Below are 15,044 nucleotides of genomic sequence, written 5' to 3'. Positions count from 1 at the left end.
ACGCTCGCCCGCGTCGCTCACGTCCCGACGGCGGGCGGCCCGCGCCGGGCCATGGTGCTGAGCATGCGGGCCGCGTCCCTGGCCGACTACCGGCTGCGGACGCGGGACGGGGGCGGCGCCGAACTGTCCCTGACCGCCGACGAACTGAGGCTCGGCGGGCGGGTGACGCTGTACCTCACCCGCCTGACCGGCTGCGTCCAGGGCGTCCTGTGCCTCACCTTCACCCCGGACCGGCTGCCCGTGCCGCCGGTGGCGCCGCCGTTCGTCTTCATGACGGACGTCACCGCCGAGCAGGCGCTGGTCACGAGCGGCACCATCGCCGCGGACGGTCTGAGGCTGGGGCCTGGCCGTCCGTCCGCTACCCCTCCGTCCACTCCTCCTCCGTCCGCTCCCCCTCCGTCTTCTCCCCGAGCGCCGTGAGGGTCTCGGCGAGCCAGTCGGTCCAGAAGGTCTCCAGGCCGATGCCCCCGCGCAGCACCGCGTGACGCAGCCGGTCCTCCTCGGCGTCGCGCTCCGGGGGGAAGTCGCGCTCCTCGATGGCCCGGTACTCCGCGAGCTGGCGCCGGTGCAGGTCCAGGTGGCGCCGCAGCTCCTCCTCCAAGCCGCCCGTGCCCACGACGGCCGCCGCGCGCAGGCGCAGCAGGAGCGGGTCGCGCACGGGCCGGGGGTCGTCGGTCCCGGAGACCCAGGCGGTGAGCGCGTCGCGGCCCGCGGGCAGGACCTCGTACTCCTTCTTCTGCCCGCGGGCGGGGGCGCCGGCGGGCAGGGCCCGGATCAGCCCGGCCTCTTCGAGCTTCCCCAGCTCCCGGTAGATCTGCTGGTGCGTGGCGGACCAGAAGTAGCCGATCGACCGGTCGAAGCGGCGGGCGAGCTCCAGTCCCGAGGAGGGCTTCTCGAGGAGCGCGGTGAGGATCGCGTGCGGGAGGGACATGCCCGCATCCTAGGGACCGGGCACCTGGCCCGGCCCCCGGGTGCGTCCTCGCCTCAGATCTCCGCCGCGAGTTCGGTGCCCTGGCGGACGGCCCGCTTGGCGTCGAGCTCGGCGGCCACGTCCGCGCCGCCGATGAGGTGGACGGACTGCCCGGTCGCGCGCAGCTCCTCGTACAGGTCGCGCCGCGGCTCCTGCCCGGTGCAGAGCACGACCGTGTCGACCGGCAGGACGGTGGACGCGCCGTCGACGGTGATGTGCAGGCCCTCGTCGTCGATGCGGTCGTACGTGACGCCGGCGACCATGGTCACGCCGCGGTGCTTGAGCTCGGTGCGGTGGATCCAGCCGGTGGTCCTGCCCAGGCCCGCGCCGACCTTGCTGGTCTTGCGCTGGAGCAGGTGCACGGTGCGCGGCGGCTCGGGCCGGCGGGCCTCGCCGAGCCCGCCGGGCGTGCGGTAGCCGGTGTCGACGCCCCAGTGGCGGAAGTACGTCTCGGCGTCGAGGCTCGCGTCCTCGCCGCTGTCGGTGAGGTGGGCGGCGACGTCGAAGCCGATGCCGCCCGCGCCGACGACGGCCACGCGCCCGCCGGCCTCGGCCCCGTCGCGCAGGACGTCGAGGTAGCCGACGACGCTGGGGTGGTCCGCGCCGGGGATGTCCGGGGTGCGGGGGGTGACGCCGGTGGCGATGACGACCTCGTCGTAGGCCTGGGACGTGAGGTCCGCGGCGGTGACGGTGGTGTTCAGGCGGACGTCCACGCCGTGCAGGGCGAGCTGGGTGCGGAAGTAGCGCAGGGTCTCGCCGAACTCCTCCTTGCCCGGGACCCGCTTGGCGACGTTGAGCTGCCCGCCGATCTCCGCGGCCGCGTCGTAGAGCGTCACGGCGTGGCCGCGCTCGGCCGCCGAGACCGCGAAGGCGAGCCCGGCGGGGCCCGCGCCGACGACGCCGATGCGCTTGCGGCACCGGGTGGGCGTGAGGACGAGCTCGGTCTCGTGGCAGGCGCGCGGGTTGACCAGGCAGGAGGTGATCTTCCCGCTGAAGGTGTGGTCGAGGCAGGCCTGGTTGCAGCCGATGCAGGTGTTGATCGCGTCCGCCCGGTCCGCGCGGGCCTTGGCGACGAAGTCCGGGTCGGCGAGGAAGGGGCGGGCCAGCGAGACGAGGTCGGCGTGGCCCTCGGCGAGCAGCTGCTCGGCGACCTCGGGGGTGTTGATGCGGTTGGTGGTGACCAGGGGGACGGAGACGGACCCCATGACCTTCTTCGTCACCCAGGCGTACGCGCCGCGCGGCACGGAGGTGGCGATGGTCGGGATGCGGGCCTCGTGCCAGCCGATGCCGGTGTTGATGATCGTGGCGCCTGCGGCCTCGACCTCCCGGGCGAGGGTGATCACCTCGTCCAGGGAGGAGCCGCCGGGCACGAGGTCGAGCATCGAGAGCCGGTAGATCAGGATGAAGGAGGGCCCGAGGCGCTCGCGGGTGCGCCGGACGATCTCCAGGGGGAAGCGGATGCGGTTCTCGTACGAGCCGCCCCAGCGGTCGGTGCGCCGGTTGGTCGCGGCCGCGATGAACTCGTTGATCAGGTAGCCCTCGGAGCCCATGATCTCGACGCCGTCGTAGCCGGCGTCCCGGGCGAGCTCCGCGGTCCGTACGAAGTCCTCGACGGTCGCCTCGACCTCCTCGTCGGTGAGGGCGTGCGGGACGTACGGGCTGATGGGCGCCTGCACGGCGCTGGGCGCGACCAGGTCGGGGTGGTGGGCGTACCGGCCGAAGTGGAGGATCTGCAGGGCGATCCGGCCGCCCTCGCGGTGCACGGCGTCGGTCACGACCCGGTGCTCCTCGGCCTCGGCCGCCGTGGCCAGCCTGGCCCCGCCCGCCCAGGGCCGTCCCCGGTCGTTGGGGGCGATGCCTCCGGTGACGATCAGCCCGGCTCCGCCGCGGGCCCGGGCGGCGTAGAAGGCCGCCATCCGCTCGAAGCCCCGCTCGGCCTCCTCCAGCCCGACGTGCATGGATCCCATGATCACGCGATTGGGCAGCGTGGTGAACCCCAGGTCGAGGGGGCGCAGGAGGTGCGGGTACGGGGCGGCCTGGCCGGCCGGGCTGGAGGGACTCATCGGGGGCCTTCCTCGCGGTGTCGTCCCCTCCAGTTCTAGAACACCTCCCCCGCTTTTGCAACAAGTTGCATAAGGGCCTCGATGGGTTACCGGGAGAAAGGTGTATCAAGTGGAACATTTCATGATCAACTACAACTTTACCAACCCTTGGTGTAGTTGACCCATTCCATGCACCAGTCTCTGGATCAACACCGGAACCCCTGGTTCCATCAAGCAAGTTGAGAGGCACGGGATCACGTTGAACTCACGCGTCATGCGCAACGGCGGCAGACTGGCGGCCCTTTCGGTAGCCGCACTGGGAATGACGGCGGCCATGGCCCTGCCGGCGGCCGCCGCCGACGAGCCCACCCGCAAGGAGCTCATAGCCGACTGCGCGTCGGGCGAAGGGAAGTGCAGCTTCAACGACCCGGCGCTCGGCAAGGCCTTCCTCGGCGAGTTCCGCCAGGTCTCCAACTCGCTCTACAACTGCAGCACCTCCGACGCCACGCAGTCGATGGGCTGGTCCGACTCGGTCGGCTCGACCGACTCGGTGGGCGTCTCCGTCACGGCCGGCGGCAAGATCGCGGGCATCGTCGACGTCAGCGTCACCGCGAACTACGGCCACTCCTGGTCCAGCTCCCACGAGGAGAACAGCTCCCTGAACATGACGGTCAAGCCCGGCGAGGTGGGCTGGATCTCCCGCGCCCAGGTGATGCAGACCGTCTCGGGCACCTGGCAGACCCACTACGACAGCCCCAAGTGGGGCCACTACTACTGGTACGTCCCCGACACCATCACCGGCCCCGCCAAGAACGGCACGGACGGGCAGAGCAACGCGGTGGTCGTCAAGACCCGCAAGATGACGTCGGCGGAGAAGGCGTCCTGCTCCTCCGGCAGCAAGGCCGGCAAGGCGTTCACCGCCCAGCGCTGATCCCGGCGCCGATCTTTCCCACCCGGCCCCGCCCGGCGGCACCCCCGTCCGCCGGGCGGGATCGTTCCCCGGGTCACGGCGCCGCGATCAGCGCCTTGCGGAACTGCTCGATCACGCCGTCGAGCATCTCCGTGCTCTCCGGCAGGACGCTCAGCCTCCCGCCGCTGCAGTCCAGGTGCTTGTCCAGCAGGAAGAAGCTCTGCACGACGTGCCGGGCGCCGAGCGACTGCACGACCGGCCGCAACGCGTAGTCCAGGACGAGGACGTGCGCCGCGCTGCCGCCGGTGGCCAGCGGGAGCACGACCTTGCGGGTGAAGCCGGACTGCGGCAGCAGGTCCAGGAAGACCTTGAGCAGGCCGGAGTAGCTCGCCTTGTAGGTCGGAGTGGCCAGGACGATCCCGTCGGCCCGGGCGACCTGCCCGACGGCCTCGGCGATCGCCGGGTCCGAGCAGTCCGCGTTGAGCAGCGGCACGGCGGGCAGCGTACGCACCCTGAGGTGGGCGGCGTTCCACTCGTACTCGGCCAGCCGCTCCGCCACCAGGTCGCCGACCATCTCGGTCTTGGAGGTCGGAGACGGACTGCCGGAAATTACCAGGACTTTGGACACGGCCGCTCCTTGGATGTGTCGCGACGGAGGTCGCGGTGAAGGTTTCTCGGACGGTTCGGTTTCTCGGACGGGTTCGGGGTGGTGCCGGTCAGCGGGCGAGGAGCTCGTGCAGCGGCTGCCGGTCCTGCCGGGGAGCCCCCGCCGGGACGAACGCGTCCCCGGCGCCGGCGGGGGACCCGTCACGGGCATCGCCCGCAGGCACGGCGCCGGCATCGGCGCACAGCGCGTCCCCGGCCTCGTCCGGCGCCGCGCGCGTGGCGTTCAGCCACGTGCAGATGCCGTCCACCGCACCCGCGCAGCTGCCGCAGCCGGTGGAGGCGCGCGTGGTACGGGCCAGGGCCTCGGGCGTACGGGCCCCGCCGCGCCAGCCGGCCACGAGCGCCCGCTTGGTGACGTTGTTGCAGCGGCAGACGACGGCCTCGTCGGGGAGGTCCCCAGGAGCGTCCGCCCGCCCGGCGACGGCCCGTCCGGCCAGCAGGGCGAGCCGGTCGACGGGGGTGGGCGCGCCGGCGTCGTAGAGCTGGCTGACGGCGGCCACGGAGGAGGGGAAGCCGAGCAGGATGGCGCCGACGACGCGCTCGTCCTGCAGGGCCAGGCGGGCGTACTGGCCGCGGGCCGGGTCGGCCAGCGTGACGACCTCGGCGCCGGGGAGGGCGTGGTTGCCGTCGCCGATGACGGCGAGGTCGACGCCGCGGGCCTTGAGGCGGGTGACGGTACGGGTGGCGGTGTAGGGACGGTCTCCCCCGGTGAGGGCTTCGGCGAGGGTCTCGGCCTGCTCCCATGCGGGGGCGATGAGGCCGGCGACCAGCCCTGCGTGCTCCGCGCAGTCGCCCAGTGCGTGGATGCGGGGGTCGCTGGTGCGCATGTGGTCGTCCACGAGGATGCCGCGGCCGACACCGAGCCCGGCTGCCCGGGCCAGCTCGGTGTTGGGCTGGACTCCCGCGGAGACGACGACCAGGCCGGCGGGCAGGCTCGACCCGTCGTCGAGGACGAGCCGGTCACCGGTCCAGGAGGCGGCCGCGCGGCCGGTGTGGATGCGGATGCCCAGGCGTTCGAGCACGCCGGCCAGGGTCTTCCCGGCGGGCGCATCGAGCTGACGCTCCATCACATGCGGGCCCATGTGCACCACGTCGACTCCGTGGCCCCGGTCGCCGAGGGCGCGGGCGACCTCCAGGCCGAGCACACCGCCGCCCAGGACGACGATGCCGCCCGCACGGGGCAGGAGGTCCTCCAGACGCCGGCAGTCGGCCAGGGTGCGCAGGGCCACCACGCCGTCGGCGGGGCCGCCCCCGGCGCCGGTCAGGCCGGGCAGGGGCGGCAGGAAGCAGCGTGCGCCGGTGGCCAGCACGAGCTCGTCGTAGGGGTGCAGCAGCCCGTCGGCGGTGCGCACCGTGCGCCGTTCCCGGTCGATCCCGGTCACGACGGCTCCCCTGCGGACGGTCACGGTGCCGCTGTCGTGGCCCGCGAGGTACGTCTGCTCGGGGGAGAGCTTCCCGGAGATCACCGAGGGCAGCAGCACCCGGTTGTAGGCGGGTTCGGTCTCCGCCCCCAGGACGGTGACGGCGGCCCGGGGGGCGCGCGTGCGCAGCAGTTCGGCGAGCCGGTGCCCGGCCGGGCCGTTGCCGACGATGACGATGCGGCTCACAGCGCACCGCTGCCGGTCGCGGCGCCGGAGCCCAGCGGCTCCAGCCGTACGGAGCAGACCTTGAACTCCGGCATCCGCGACACCGGGTCCAGCGCGGGGTTGGTGATCAGGTTGGCCCTTCCGGCGTCGGGGAAGTGGAACGGCAGGAACACAGTGTCGGTGCGCAGCGAGGCCACTGTGCGGACGCGTGCGACGGTCGCACCGCGCCGGGAGACGACGCGGGCCAGTCCGCCCGCGGTCAGCCCGCTGCGGCGGGCGGTGTCGGGGTGGACCTCCACGAACGCCTCCCCGTCGGCCTCCACGGACTCGGGGACGCGGCGGGTCTGGGCCCCGCTCTGGTAGTGCGCGAGCACCCGGCCCGTGGTGGCGTGCAGCGGGTAGGCGCCGTCGGGCAGCTCCGCGGCGTCGCGGTGGGCGACCGCCCGGAACCGGGCGCGGCCGTCGTCGTGGGCGAAGCGTTCCAGGAACAGCCGCGGCGTCGGCGAGCCGCCGGCGGGGAACGGCCAGTGCGCCGGCTCCGCCCGGTCCTCCAGGTGCTGCGGTTCGATGCCCGAGTAGTCCGCGGCCCCGCCCTGCGAGGCGCGTCGCAGCTCGGCGAAGACCTCGCCGGGGGCGTCGGGGAAGCGGTGGGCGGGCTGGCCGAGCCGGCCGGCGAGTTCGCGCAGGACCCACAGGTCGGTGCGCACGCCCGGCGGCGGGTCGATCGCGCGGCGGCGCCGCAGCACCCGCCCTTCGAGGTTGGTCATGGTTCCGTCCTCCTCGGCCCACTGCGTCACCGGCAGCACCACGTCGGCCATCCGTACGGTCTCCGACGGCACGAAGTCGGCCACCACCAGCAGGTCCAGCGCGGCGAGCCGGGCGGTGATCCTCCCGGCCGCGGGCGCCGACACCACCGGGTTCGAGCCGAACACCAGCAGGGCCCGCGGCCCGCCCGGCCGGCCCAGGGAGTCCAGGAGCTCGTAGCCGCTGGGGCCCGCTCCCGGCAGGTCGCCGGGGTCGACGCCCCACACGCCGGCCACGTGTTCCCGGGCCGCCGGGTCGGTGATCCTGCGGTAGCCCGGCAGCTGGTCGGCCTTCTGGCCGTGCTCGCGGCCGCCCTGCCCGTTGCCCTGGCCGGTCAGGCACCCGTAGCCCGAGCCCTCCCGTCCCGGCATGCCCAGCGCCAGCGCCAGGTTGATGTAGGACGAGACGGTGTCGGTGCCCTTGGAGTGCTGCTCCGCGCCGCGGCCGGTCAGGACGTACCGGCGCTTCGCCGCGGCGAGCATGCGCACCGCGGCGTACTGGTCGGCGACCGGCACTCCGGTCACCCGCTCGGTGCGCTCGGGCCACCACTCGGCGGCCCGCCGCCACGCCTCGTCGAACCCGGTCGTGCGCTGCGCGACGTAGCCGCGGTCCAGGTGCCCGTCCACGACCGCGACGTGCAGCAGGCCCAGGACGAGCGCCAGGTCCGTGCCCGGGGCGGGGCTCAGGTGCAGCGCCGCGCGTTCGGCCGTCGCCGACCGCCGGGGGTCCACGACGATCAGGTCGGCGCCGGCCAGGTGCTGCATCAGCGGCGGCATGGTCTCCGCGACATTCGCCCCGGCCAGCAGGACCACCTCGGCCGAGGCCAGGTCGGTCACCGGGAACGGCAGGCCCCGGTCCAGTCCGAACGCCGCGGACCCGGCCGCCGCGGCCGAGGACATGCAGAACCGGCCGTTGTAGTCGATCTGCGAGGTGCCCAGCGCGACCCTCGCGAACTTGCCCAGCGTGTAGGCCTTCTCATTGGTCAGCCCGCCGCCGCCGAACACCGCCACGGCGTCCGGTCCGTGGGCGGAGACGATCCTGCGGAGCTCCGCGCCGACGTGGTCCAGCGCGGTCTCCCACGGCACCGGCCGCTGCTCCGCCCCCGGCCGCGGCCGCATCAGCGGCGCGGTCAGCCGGTCCGGTGCGGACAGCACCCGGGGAGCCGTCCACCCCTTCATGCACAGACGGCCCGCGTTGACGGGGAAGTCCTCGTCCGGGGAGACCGTCAGCCCCTGGGGCGAGACCTCCAGCCGGGTCCCGCACTGCAGCGCGCAGTACGGGCAGTGGGTTCGTGTCATCCTCGGCTCCTCACGCAGGTTCCGGGCGGGGCCGGTCGGCTGCGGCCGGCCGGTCCTTGCGCAGGTAGACCGCGCGCACCACGAGCACGCAGGCCGCGTAGAAGGCGAGGAACCCCACGATGGCCGGGCCGGCCGAGCCGGCGACGCCGAAGGAGAACCTGAACGCCAGGTTGATGAGCACTCCGCCCAGCGCACCCACCGCGCCGGCGATCGCGATCACCGCGCCGGAGGCCTGGGAGGACGAGCCGGTCGTGGAACCCGTCGCTCCGTCCGCCGGCCCTGCGAACACCTCGGGGATCATCCGGTACGTCGAGCCGTTGCCGATGCCGGCGAACGTGATGAGCACGGTGGACGCGATGATGAAGGCCAGGGACGAGGACGCCTCGGTGGCCAGGTAGAGGAACGCGGTCCCGGCCGTCATCGCCAGCAGCATCCACAGCGTGACCCGTGCGCCGCCCCACCGGTCGGCCCAGCGCCCGCCGACGGGGCGCGCGAGGGATCCCAGCAGCGGGCCGAGGAACGTCACCGAGGCGGCCTGCAGCGCGGTGAAGCCGAACTGCTCCTTCAGCACCAGCCCGAACGCGAACCCGAAGCCGATGAACGAACCGAACGTCGTCACGTACAGCAGGGACAGCATCCACGTGTGCTTGTTGCGCAGCGCCGCCCGCTGCGCCGACCCCTGGTGCTGCAGCGTCGGCAGGTTGTCCATCCACAGGGCCGCGGCGACGGCGGCGAGCACGATCAGCGGCATGTAGAGCGAGACCAGGTAGACCGGGTGCGTGTCGCCGGCCGTCACGAGCACGGCGAGGCCGGCCAGCTGGGCGGTCACCACGCCGAGGTTCCCGCCGCCGGCGTTCAGGCCCAGAGCCCAGCCCTGCCGGTGCCGCGGGTAGAAGGCATGGATGTTGCACATCGACGAGGCGAAGTTCCCGCCGCCGATTCCGGCGGTGGCCGCCACGAGCACGAACACCCACAGCGGCGTGCCGGGCAGCCGGACGAACACCGCGGCCAGCGCGGTCGGCACGAGCAGGACCAGCCCGGCGAACACCGTCCAGTTGCGCCCGCCGAACCGGGTCACCAGGTAGCCGTAGGGCAGCCGCATCAGGGCTCCGACCGCCGTCGGGATGCTGATGAGCAGGAACTTGTCCGAGGCGCTGAAGGAGAATCCGGTGTCCGGCCCGAGGAAGAGCACGAGCACCGACCACATGGTGAAGACCGAGAAGCCGATGTGCTCATTGACGATGGACACCACGAGATTACGGCGGGCGACCCTGCTGCCCGTCTCGCGCCAGAAGCGCTCGTCCTCCGGATCCCAATTCGCCAGTAACGACGGTGACCTGTCCTGCACCTGGGTCATCGGATATTCCTTCCCCCACCGATCGGGACGTGTAAAAGCGAATCGAGATAAGCGAATCGAGACGTGCAGCAATGGGTTGACGGCTTGCCCGGTAAGCAGTGAGCAATAAGCGGTGAGCGGCAAGCGGCAAGCGGCAAGCGGCAGAAGAACGGGCGGGCGGGGCGCGGTGGGATGCCGCGCCCCGCCCGCCCGGCGATCAGGCCGGCCAGCCGAACGCGCTGATGGTGTCGCGGGCGCGGCCCGGCTCGGGGTCGTTGAAGACGAAGCAGCGGGTGTTGCTGACGCTGCCGCCCTCGGCCTGCGCCGTCGAGAAGATCAGCACCGGCCGCGGCTCCCCGTCCTTGGTGACGAAGTTCGCGCGGAAGTTGATGATCGGCGAGTCCTCGTCCCAGCGGGAGAGGAAGTCGTCGAGCAGGCCCTGGTCCTCGTAGATCTTGCGAATGTGGCCGCCGACGTACTCGGTCGGCGTCGCGGTGTAGTCGACCAGGGCGACGTCCGCGGGGTTGGCGTGCATGACGTTGCCGTTGACCCCGATCAGGTGGATCGCCACCGGCGCCACCTGGTAGAACTCGCGCATCACCGCTTCCTTGTCCTTGGCCGGGGCCAGGGACGGGTGGGCGCACTCGTCGACCGCGCGGATCCAGGCCGTGGCGTCGGACAGGGCCGCGTCCTCGGTGCTGGTGCTGGAGACCGGCAGCCGCTCGCCGAGCTCCGGGCGGCTCACCCAGTGGATGCGGGTGCCGGCGCCCTCTCCCGTCAGCACCGCGTTGACGCGGACCGTGCGGTCCTTCCCGGCGGCGCTGCGGAAGGTGACCGCGGCGTGCTCGATCCGGCCGTCCTTCTTCAGCCGCTCCAGCAGCCCGGCCAGGTCCTCGCCCGCACCGCCGGACAGGATCCGCTCGCCGAGGTGGGCGGTCTCGCCGCCCATGAGGACGGAGAGCGCCTTGTTGTGCAGGACGACGGCGCCGGAGCCGTCGGTGACCGCGATGCCCACCGAGCTGTTCCCGATGACGTCGATCAGCTGGTCGGTGGAGGGGATGGTGACGTTTTCAGCCGTCATTTCTGACTCCCAGGTCTTCTGAATTCGAATTCGGATGACGATTCACGATTCTGCTGATTGTCGCGGCTATTTCCTGCCGGCCGGACAGATGGTAATCATGTCCGCCGTCGAATGTAAACATTCCCAGAAAAGGGCCGCCGGTAAAGCGTTTCCATTCGAGCATTTCCGCGGGCCGGGCGAATGCGTCGGCACGCCCGCAGAACAGTGCGAGGGGCGCGCGGAGCCGCTGACCGGCGGTCCGGTGTTCCCGGCGCATCCGGAGGTCGTCCAGCAGGCGGGCGCCCTCGGCGTCGCCCTCCCGGTCCGCCGGCCGCTGTTCGCGGCGCAGGGCCGCGAACGCGTGGACCACCAGGGAACGGGGCGCGCTTCCCGGCTCGCGGGAGCCGGAGACGAGCAGTGTGGCGACTTCGGCCCCGCCGTCGGGCCGGGCTTCGAGCAGGGCCGTGAGCTCGTACGCGAACAGCGCTCCCAGGCTGTGGCCGAACACGTGGAGCCGCCGTCCGGGAAGCAGCGCGGCGAGTTCGCCGGCCCATCGGCCCACGGCGCCGTGCACGGAGGCGGGTGCCTCGTCGTGCGCCAGGCGGCCGCGGCCGGGTATTTCGCAGTGCACCGCCGGCAGCGTGGCCGGCAGCCGGGACCCTATCGGGAGGTACGGCGACGTGACGCTGCCGGCGGGCGGCAGGAAGACCACGACGTCGGCGGCCTCTTCGAGGCTCCCCTGCACGACATAGGCCCGTTCAGACATGGAGGAAGTTCTTCTCGATGCCCTTGAGGGTGCGGAAGGCATCGAGATCGACCTCGTTGGACTGGAGCATCGTGCCGCGCAGTTCCTCGACGTAGAGGACGAGCTCCACGAACTGCAGGGAATTGATGATCCGCGTCTCGATGATGTCGGTTTCCTGGTCCAGTTCCGTCAGGTCGGGATTGCGTTCGAGGATCCAGGAGCGCACATCTGTCCAGCTCGCCGGCATAAACCGCTCCTATTCTGTTCGACTGTCTGAAACCCGCGTACGGGATTACCGGCCCGCCCCGGCCGCCGCGTGCGTGGCGAAGGCGTTGAACGCCGCGATCCGGTCGGCCACTTCGGAGACGAGGGCGAGGTCGCCCGGGCCGAGCGGGCCCCGGCGGTGCGCCTCGCCCCGCACGAGGACGAGAAGGCCCCCGGGGACGCCCCGGTAGTCCAGCGAGAGGGCCACCGCCGAGTCGGCCCCCCACTCGCGCAGCAGCTCCAGGTGGGCCGGGTCCGTCTGCTTGGCCGTCCCCTCGTGCCCGCTGATCACGAGCTGGGGGCCGGGGCCCTTCAGGGCCAGGGCGCGTACGCCGTCCAGCGCCGCCGAGAACTCGGCCGGGGACTGGACGACGGGCCCGGGGTGCGTCGCGGGGGCGTCCAGCGAGACCGCCGAGGCCATGAAGGGGACGCACGCCTTGGCCGCCGCCGGTACGACGTCCGCCTCGCCGGCGGTGCCCCGCACGGTGGCGCTGATGTGGGCGAGGAATCCGAGGGACTCCTCGGCGGCCTTGCGCCCTGCGATGTACCGCAGCGCGGTCGTCCAATTCTCGGTCGAGTTTTCCGTGGTGTTTCCGGGCATAGTGGGCCCCTCGGAGAATTCGGTTCGGGTGGGGTTCGTGATTCGACGTTAACGGGTTTTCCCCGACCGGCGCAAGGATTTTCATCCCGGCCTTTTATCGAATCGGTGATTCACTTACCGCGCAGAATGGAGGCATGACTGTGCCGCATTGCCGCATTACTGCATTACTGCATTGCCGCGCATTACCGCGTGGCCGTGTTTCCTTTCCGGCGCAGCGGAGGACACGGACAGGGTGCGGGAACCGGCCGGCGTGCGGCCGGGGAGCGGCGCGGGCGAGCGCCGTGCGCAGGGGGAAGGGCGGGCGCGGAGCCGTCCGGGCGGGCCCCCAGGGGCCGCTCCGTGGCGCGCCGGCATGCCGCGGGCAGGCTGCCCGCGGGCGGATCAGGCGAAGTTCACGTCCGGGTCGAGCAGGCACAGTTGCCCGTCGGCCAGGTGCAGGCGGTCGTTGCTGTAGTTCAGCGCCGCCGAGCGCAGGTCGCGCAGGGACTTCTCCAGCCGGGTCGGCGAGTCCTGGAGGTAGCCGTGGCGCAGGCCGACGGCGTCGACGAGGTCGTTGACGGCCGCATGGCACTCCTCGGCGGCGGTGATCTTGAGGTTGTTCAGCAGCAGCTGGATGCCCGGAGCGGACAGGTCCGTCTCCCCCGCCACCAGCTCCTGCGTGCGCCGCAGCAGGGCGTGGACGCCGTCCAGCCGCTGCCGGGACCGGGACAGCCGGGTCAGGAACAGCTCGGAGCCGAGGTCGAACCGTTTGCGGGCCTTGGGGTCGCGCAGCAGGTGCAGGACGCGGGACAGCGCCCCGCAGGCCGTTCCCAGCCAGGCCGCCGACCAGCCGAGGTGGGCCAGCGGGCCGAACACGCCCTGGGCGATCCGGTGGAAGCCGCCGTGCTCGCCGAGCACCTGGTGGGCGGGGACGGAGCCGGTGAGCGTCAGCGGAAGGCTGTGGCTGGCGCGCATGCCCATCGGGCACCACTGCCCGGCGCTCTCCACGCGCAGTTGCCGGCGGTGGGCGTAGACCAGGGAGACGTGGTGGTCCGCGGTGGCCTCGGGGCTGCGCATCGTGATGAGGAAGCCGTCCGCCATGGTGCCGCCGGTCACGATCGGCGCGGTCCGGTCGATCTCCAGGGTCCCGCCGGCCTCGCGCAGCGGGGCGTACGACCTGAACAGGTGCCCGCCCTTGCCGGGTTCGGTGGTGACCGAGGCCAGGTAGAGGTCCCCGGACGCCAGCAGGGGCAGCAGTTCCTCGCGCAGGGGCGACTGCGCGTAGCGCACGATCGCCTCCGACTGCTGGCAGTGCATCGCGAAGATCATCGCCACCGACATGTCGGTGCGCCCGAGGATCATGCTGACGTCGACGAGGTCGGCGACCGTGCCGCCGAGGCCCCCGTCGGCGGCGGGCACGAGGAGGCCGAGCAGCCCGGTGCGGCGCATCTCCGCGAGCGCCTGCTCGGGGAAGACCGCGTCGCGTTCGGTACGGGCGAGATCCTGTTCGGCGACGCGGGCCACCGCCGCGGCCCGTTCCGCCAGGCTCGGTGTGCCGCCCGCCGGCCCGCCGCCGTCCGCGAGGGCCTTCGTCTTCTTCACGGCTGCCGTGGTCATGGCGCCTCTTTCCGGGGAGTGGCGGCGGCCGCCTGCAGCGACCGGTGGTCGGTCTTTCCGTTGGGCGTGAGGGGCAGTGCGTCCCACTCCCGCCAGCGCCGCGGCACCATCGGCCGCGGCAGGGCCGCGCCCAGGGCCTCCTCCAGCGCCTCCGGCGACGCCGGGCCGCGCAGGCAGTAGTGGGCGACCAGTTCGGCGAGGTCGCCCTCGCCGGACACCGTGACGGCGCACTGGTCGACGGCCGGGTGCCGGCTCAGGACGGCTTCGATCTCGTCGAGCTCCATGCGCACGCCGGCGACCTTCACCTGCCGGTCGTTGCGGCCGAGGTAGTGCACGAGCCCCTCGTCGAAGCGCGCCAGGTCGCCGGTGCGGTAGAGCCGCCCGGTCGCCGAGGCCGGGTCGAAGGGGTCGCGGAAGAACGCGCGGCCGGTGGTGCCGGGGTCGTTGAGGTAGCCGAGCCCCACGCCGGTCCCGCCGACGAACAGCTCGCCGCTCTCCCCCGGTTCGGCCGCCCGCCATGTGTCGTCCGCGCCGCGCACCAGCAGGTAGAGCGCGGTGTTGAGGACGGGCGAGCCGACCGGGAGGCGGGGGCGGGCGAGGTCGGCGGAGGTCACCAGGTGGTGGGTGACGTCGTCGGAGCACTCGGTGGGCCCGTAGGCGTTGACCACGGCCACGTGCGGGAGGCCGTCGAGGACCCGCGCCGCCACGGCGGGGTGGAGCTCCTCGCCGGTGGACAGCAGCCAACGCAGCCGCTGCAGCAGTCCGCCGCCCAGGCGCTGCGCCTCGTCAACGAGCCAGCCGACGACGGTGGGGACGAGTTCGACGACCGTCACGCCCGCGGTGTCCAGGGTGCCGACGAGCCATCGCGGGAAGCGCATGGCGCTGTCGTCGACGACCACGAGCCGCCCGCCCGCCAGCAGCGGGCAGAGCATCTGCCAGATCGAGATGTCGAACACCAGCGGGGCCGTGAAGGCCACCACGTCGTCGGGGCCCAGGGACAGGTCGGCGACCTTGGCCCAGAGGTGATTGAGCATGCCCTGGTGCTCGACCGTGGCGCCCTTGGGGCGGCCGGTGGTCCCCGAGGTGAAGATGGTGTAGCGGGTTTCGCGGGAGCGGTCGGCGGTGTTCCGGGGCAGCGGCGCGACGGACCCCGGTGCGCCCTCGGC

The 15,044-nt window shown here is 72.7% G+C and carries 13 protein-coding genes and 1 pseudogene; 2 read left to right on the top strand and 12 right to left on the bottom strand.

Annotated elements, in window-relative coordinates; all coding sequences use genetic code 11:
- Positions 1-420: pseudogene (locus V7793_RS20725) on the top strand (DUF6114 domain-containing protein); the annotation flags it as partial.
- Here the strand turns inward: V7793_RS20725 and V7793_RS20720 are convergent.
- Both V7793_RS20720 and V7793_RS20715 read right to left on the bottom strand, forming a co-directional pair.
- Complete coding sequence (locus V7793_RS20720; protein WP_336008645.1) at positions 359-931, bottom strand: PadR family transcriptional regulator; 573 nt, start codon at positions 929-931, stop codon at positions 359-361. The pseudogene V7793_RS20725 and the gene V7793_RS20720 sit on opposite strands and share 62 nt — an antisense overlap.
- 53 nt (positions 932-984) lie before the next feature.
- Entirely contained in the window at positions 985-3,033 is a 2,049-nt protein-coding gene (locus tag V7793_RS20715; protein ID WP_336008643.1) for an NADPH-dependent 2,4-dienoyl-CoA reductase, read from the bottom strand.
- 238 nt (positions 3,034-3,271) lie between these two features.
- On the opposite strand from V7793_RS20715, the gene V7793_RS20710 reads away from it, so the two are divergent.
- Positions 3,272-3,943, top strand: a complete 672-nt coding sequence (locus tag V7793_RS20710) for a hypothetical protein (RefSeq protein ID WP_336008642.1) — start codon at positions 3,272-3,274, stop codon at positions 3,941-3,943.
- Positions 3,944-4,016: 73 nt separating this feature from the next.
- On the opposite strand, the gene ssuE is transcribed toward V7793_RS20710, so the two are convergent.
- The 10 genes from ssuE to V7793_RS20660 form a co-directional block, all read right to left on the bottom strand.
- Positions 4,017-4,550, bottom strand: a complete 534-nt coding sequence (ssuE, locus tag V7793_RS20705) for an NADPH-dependent FMN reductase (protein WP_336008640.1) — start codon at positions 4,548-4,550, stop codon at positions 4,017-4,019.
- 88 nt (positions 4,551-4,638) lie between these two features.
- On the bottom strand, positions 4,639-6,195 hold the full coding sequence (locus tag V7793_RS20700) for an FAD-dependent oxidoreductase (protein WP_336008639.1): 1,557 nt from the start codon (positions 6,193-6,195) through the stop codon (positions 4,639-4,641).
- A complete protein-coding gene (locus V7793_RS20695) occupies positions 6,192-8,276 on the bottom strand; it encodes a molybdopterin oxidoreductase family protein (RefSeq protein ID WP_336008638.1) in 2,085 nt (694 codons plus the stop codon). Before V7793_RS20695 ends, V7793_RS20700 begins: the two co-directional genes overlap by 4 nt.
- A gap of 10 nt (positions 8,277-8,286) precedes the next feature.
- Positions 8,287-9,633, bottom strand: coding sequence for a nitrate/nitrite transporter (locus V7793_RS20690; RefSeq protein ID WP_336008636.1), 1,347 nt, complete (start codon positions 9,631-9,633; stop codon positions 8,287-8,289).
- Between the two features lie 196 nt (positions 9,634-9,829).
- On the bottom strand, positions 9,830-10,693 hold the full coding sequence (locus V7793_RS20685) for a PAS domain-containing protein (protein WP_336008635.1): 864 nt from the start codon (positions 10,691-10,693) through the stop codon (positions 9,830-9,832).
- Positions 10,683-11,480, bottom strand: coding sequence for a thioesterase II family protein (locus tag V7793_RS20680; protein ID WP_336008634.1), 798 nt, complete (start codon positions 11,478-11,480; stop codon positions 10,683-10,685). Before V7793_RS20680 ends, V7793_RS20685 begins: the two co-directional genes overlap by 11 nt.
- The gene (locus V7793_RS20675; protein ID WP_336008632.1) at positions 11,431-11,664 is read right to left on the bottom strand and encodes an acyl carrier protein; all 234 of its coding nucleotides are present in this window, start codon (positions 11,662-11,664) and stop codon (positions 11,431-11,433) included. Before V7793_RS20675 ends, V7793_RS20680 begins: the two co-directional genes overlap by 50 nt.
- 45 nt (positions 11,665-11,709) lie before the next feature.
- Complete coding sequence (locus tag V7793_RS20670) at positions 11,710-12,282, bottom strand: hypothetical protein (RefSeq protein WP_336008630.1); 573 nt, start codon at positions 12,280-12,282, stop codon at positions 11,710-11,712.
- A gap of 381 nt (positions 12,283-12,663) precedes the next feature.
- Entirely contained in the window at positions 12,664-13,878 is a 1,215-nt protein-coding gene (locus V7793_RS20665; protein WP_336008628.1) for an acyl-CoA dehydrogenase family protein, read from the bottom strand.
- A partial coding sequence (locus tag V7793_RS20660) for an amino acid adenylation domain-containing protein (RefSeq protein WP_336008626.1) occupies positions 13,875-15,044 on the bottom strand: 1,170 nt, incomplete at its 5' end. The genes V7793_RS20665 and V7793_RS20660, both read right to left, overlap by 4 nt.

Source organism: Streptomyces sp. KLMMK, from assembly GCF_036961605.1.
GTDB classification, from domain to species: domain Bacteria; phylum Actinomycetota; class Actinomycetes; order Streptomycetales; family Streptomycetaceae; genus Streptomyces; species Streptomyces telluris.
This window is presented reverse-complemented; position numbering and strand designations above follow the sequence as displayed.

Bases quoted from the DNA above. Each gene is read 5' to 3' on its own strand.
- V7793_RS20720 (WP_336008645.1), bottom strand. From the start codon at position 931: ATGTCCCTCCCGCACGCGATCCTCACCGCGCTCCTCGAGAAGCCCTCC.
- V7793_RS20715 (WP_336008643.1), bottom strand. From the start codon at position 3,033: ATGAGTCCCTCCAGCCCGGCCGGCCAGGCCGCCCCGTACCCGCACCTC.
- V7793_RS20695 (WP_336008638.1), bottom strand. From the start codon at position 8,276: ATGACACGAACCCACTGCCCGTACTGCGCGCTGCAGTGCGGGACCCGG.
- V7793_RS20690 (WP_336008636.1), bottom strand. From the start codon at position 9,633: ATGACCCAGGTGCAGGACAGGTCACCGTCGTTACTGGCGAATTGGGAT.
- V7793_RS20685 (WP_336008635.1), bottom strand. From the start codon at position 10,693: ATGACGGCTGAAAACGTCACCATCCCCTCCACCGACCAGCTGATCGAC.
- V7793_RS20680 (WP_336008634.1), bottom strand. From the start codon at position 11,480: ATGCCTTCCGCACCCTCAAGGGCATCGAGAAGAACTTCCTCCATGTCT.
- V7793_RS20675 (WP_336008632.1), bottom strand. From the start codon at position 11,664: ATGCCGGCGAGCTGGACAGATGTGCGCTCCTGGATCCTCGAACGCAAT.
- V7793_RS20670 (WP_336008630.1), bottom strand. From the start codon at position 12,282: ATGCCCGGAAACACCACGGAAAACTCGACCGAGAATTGGACGACCGCG.
- V7793_RS20665 (WP_336008628.1), bottom strand. From the start codon at position 13,878: ATGACCACGGCAGCCGTGAAGAAGACGAAGGCCCTCGCGGACGGCGGC.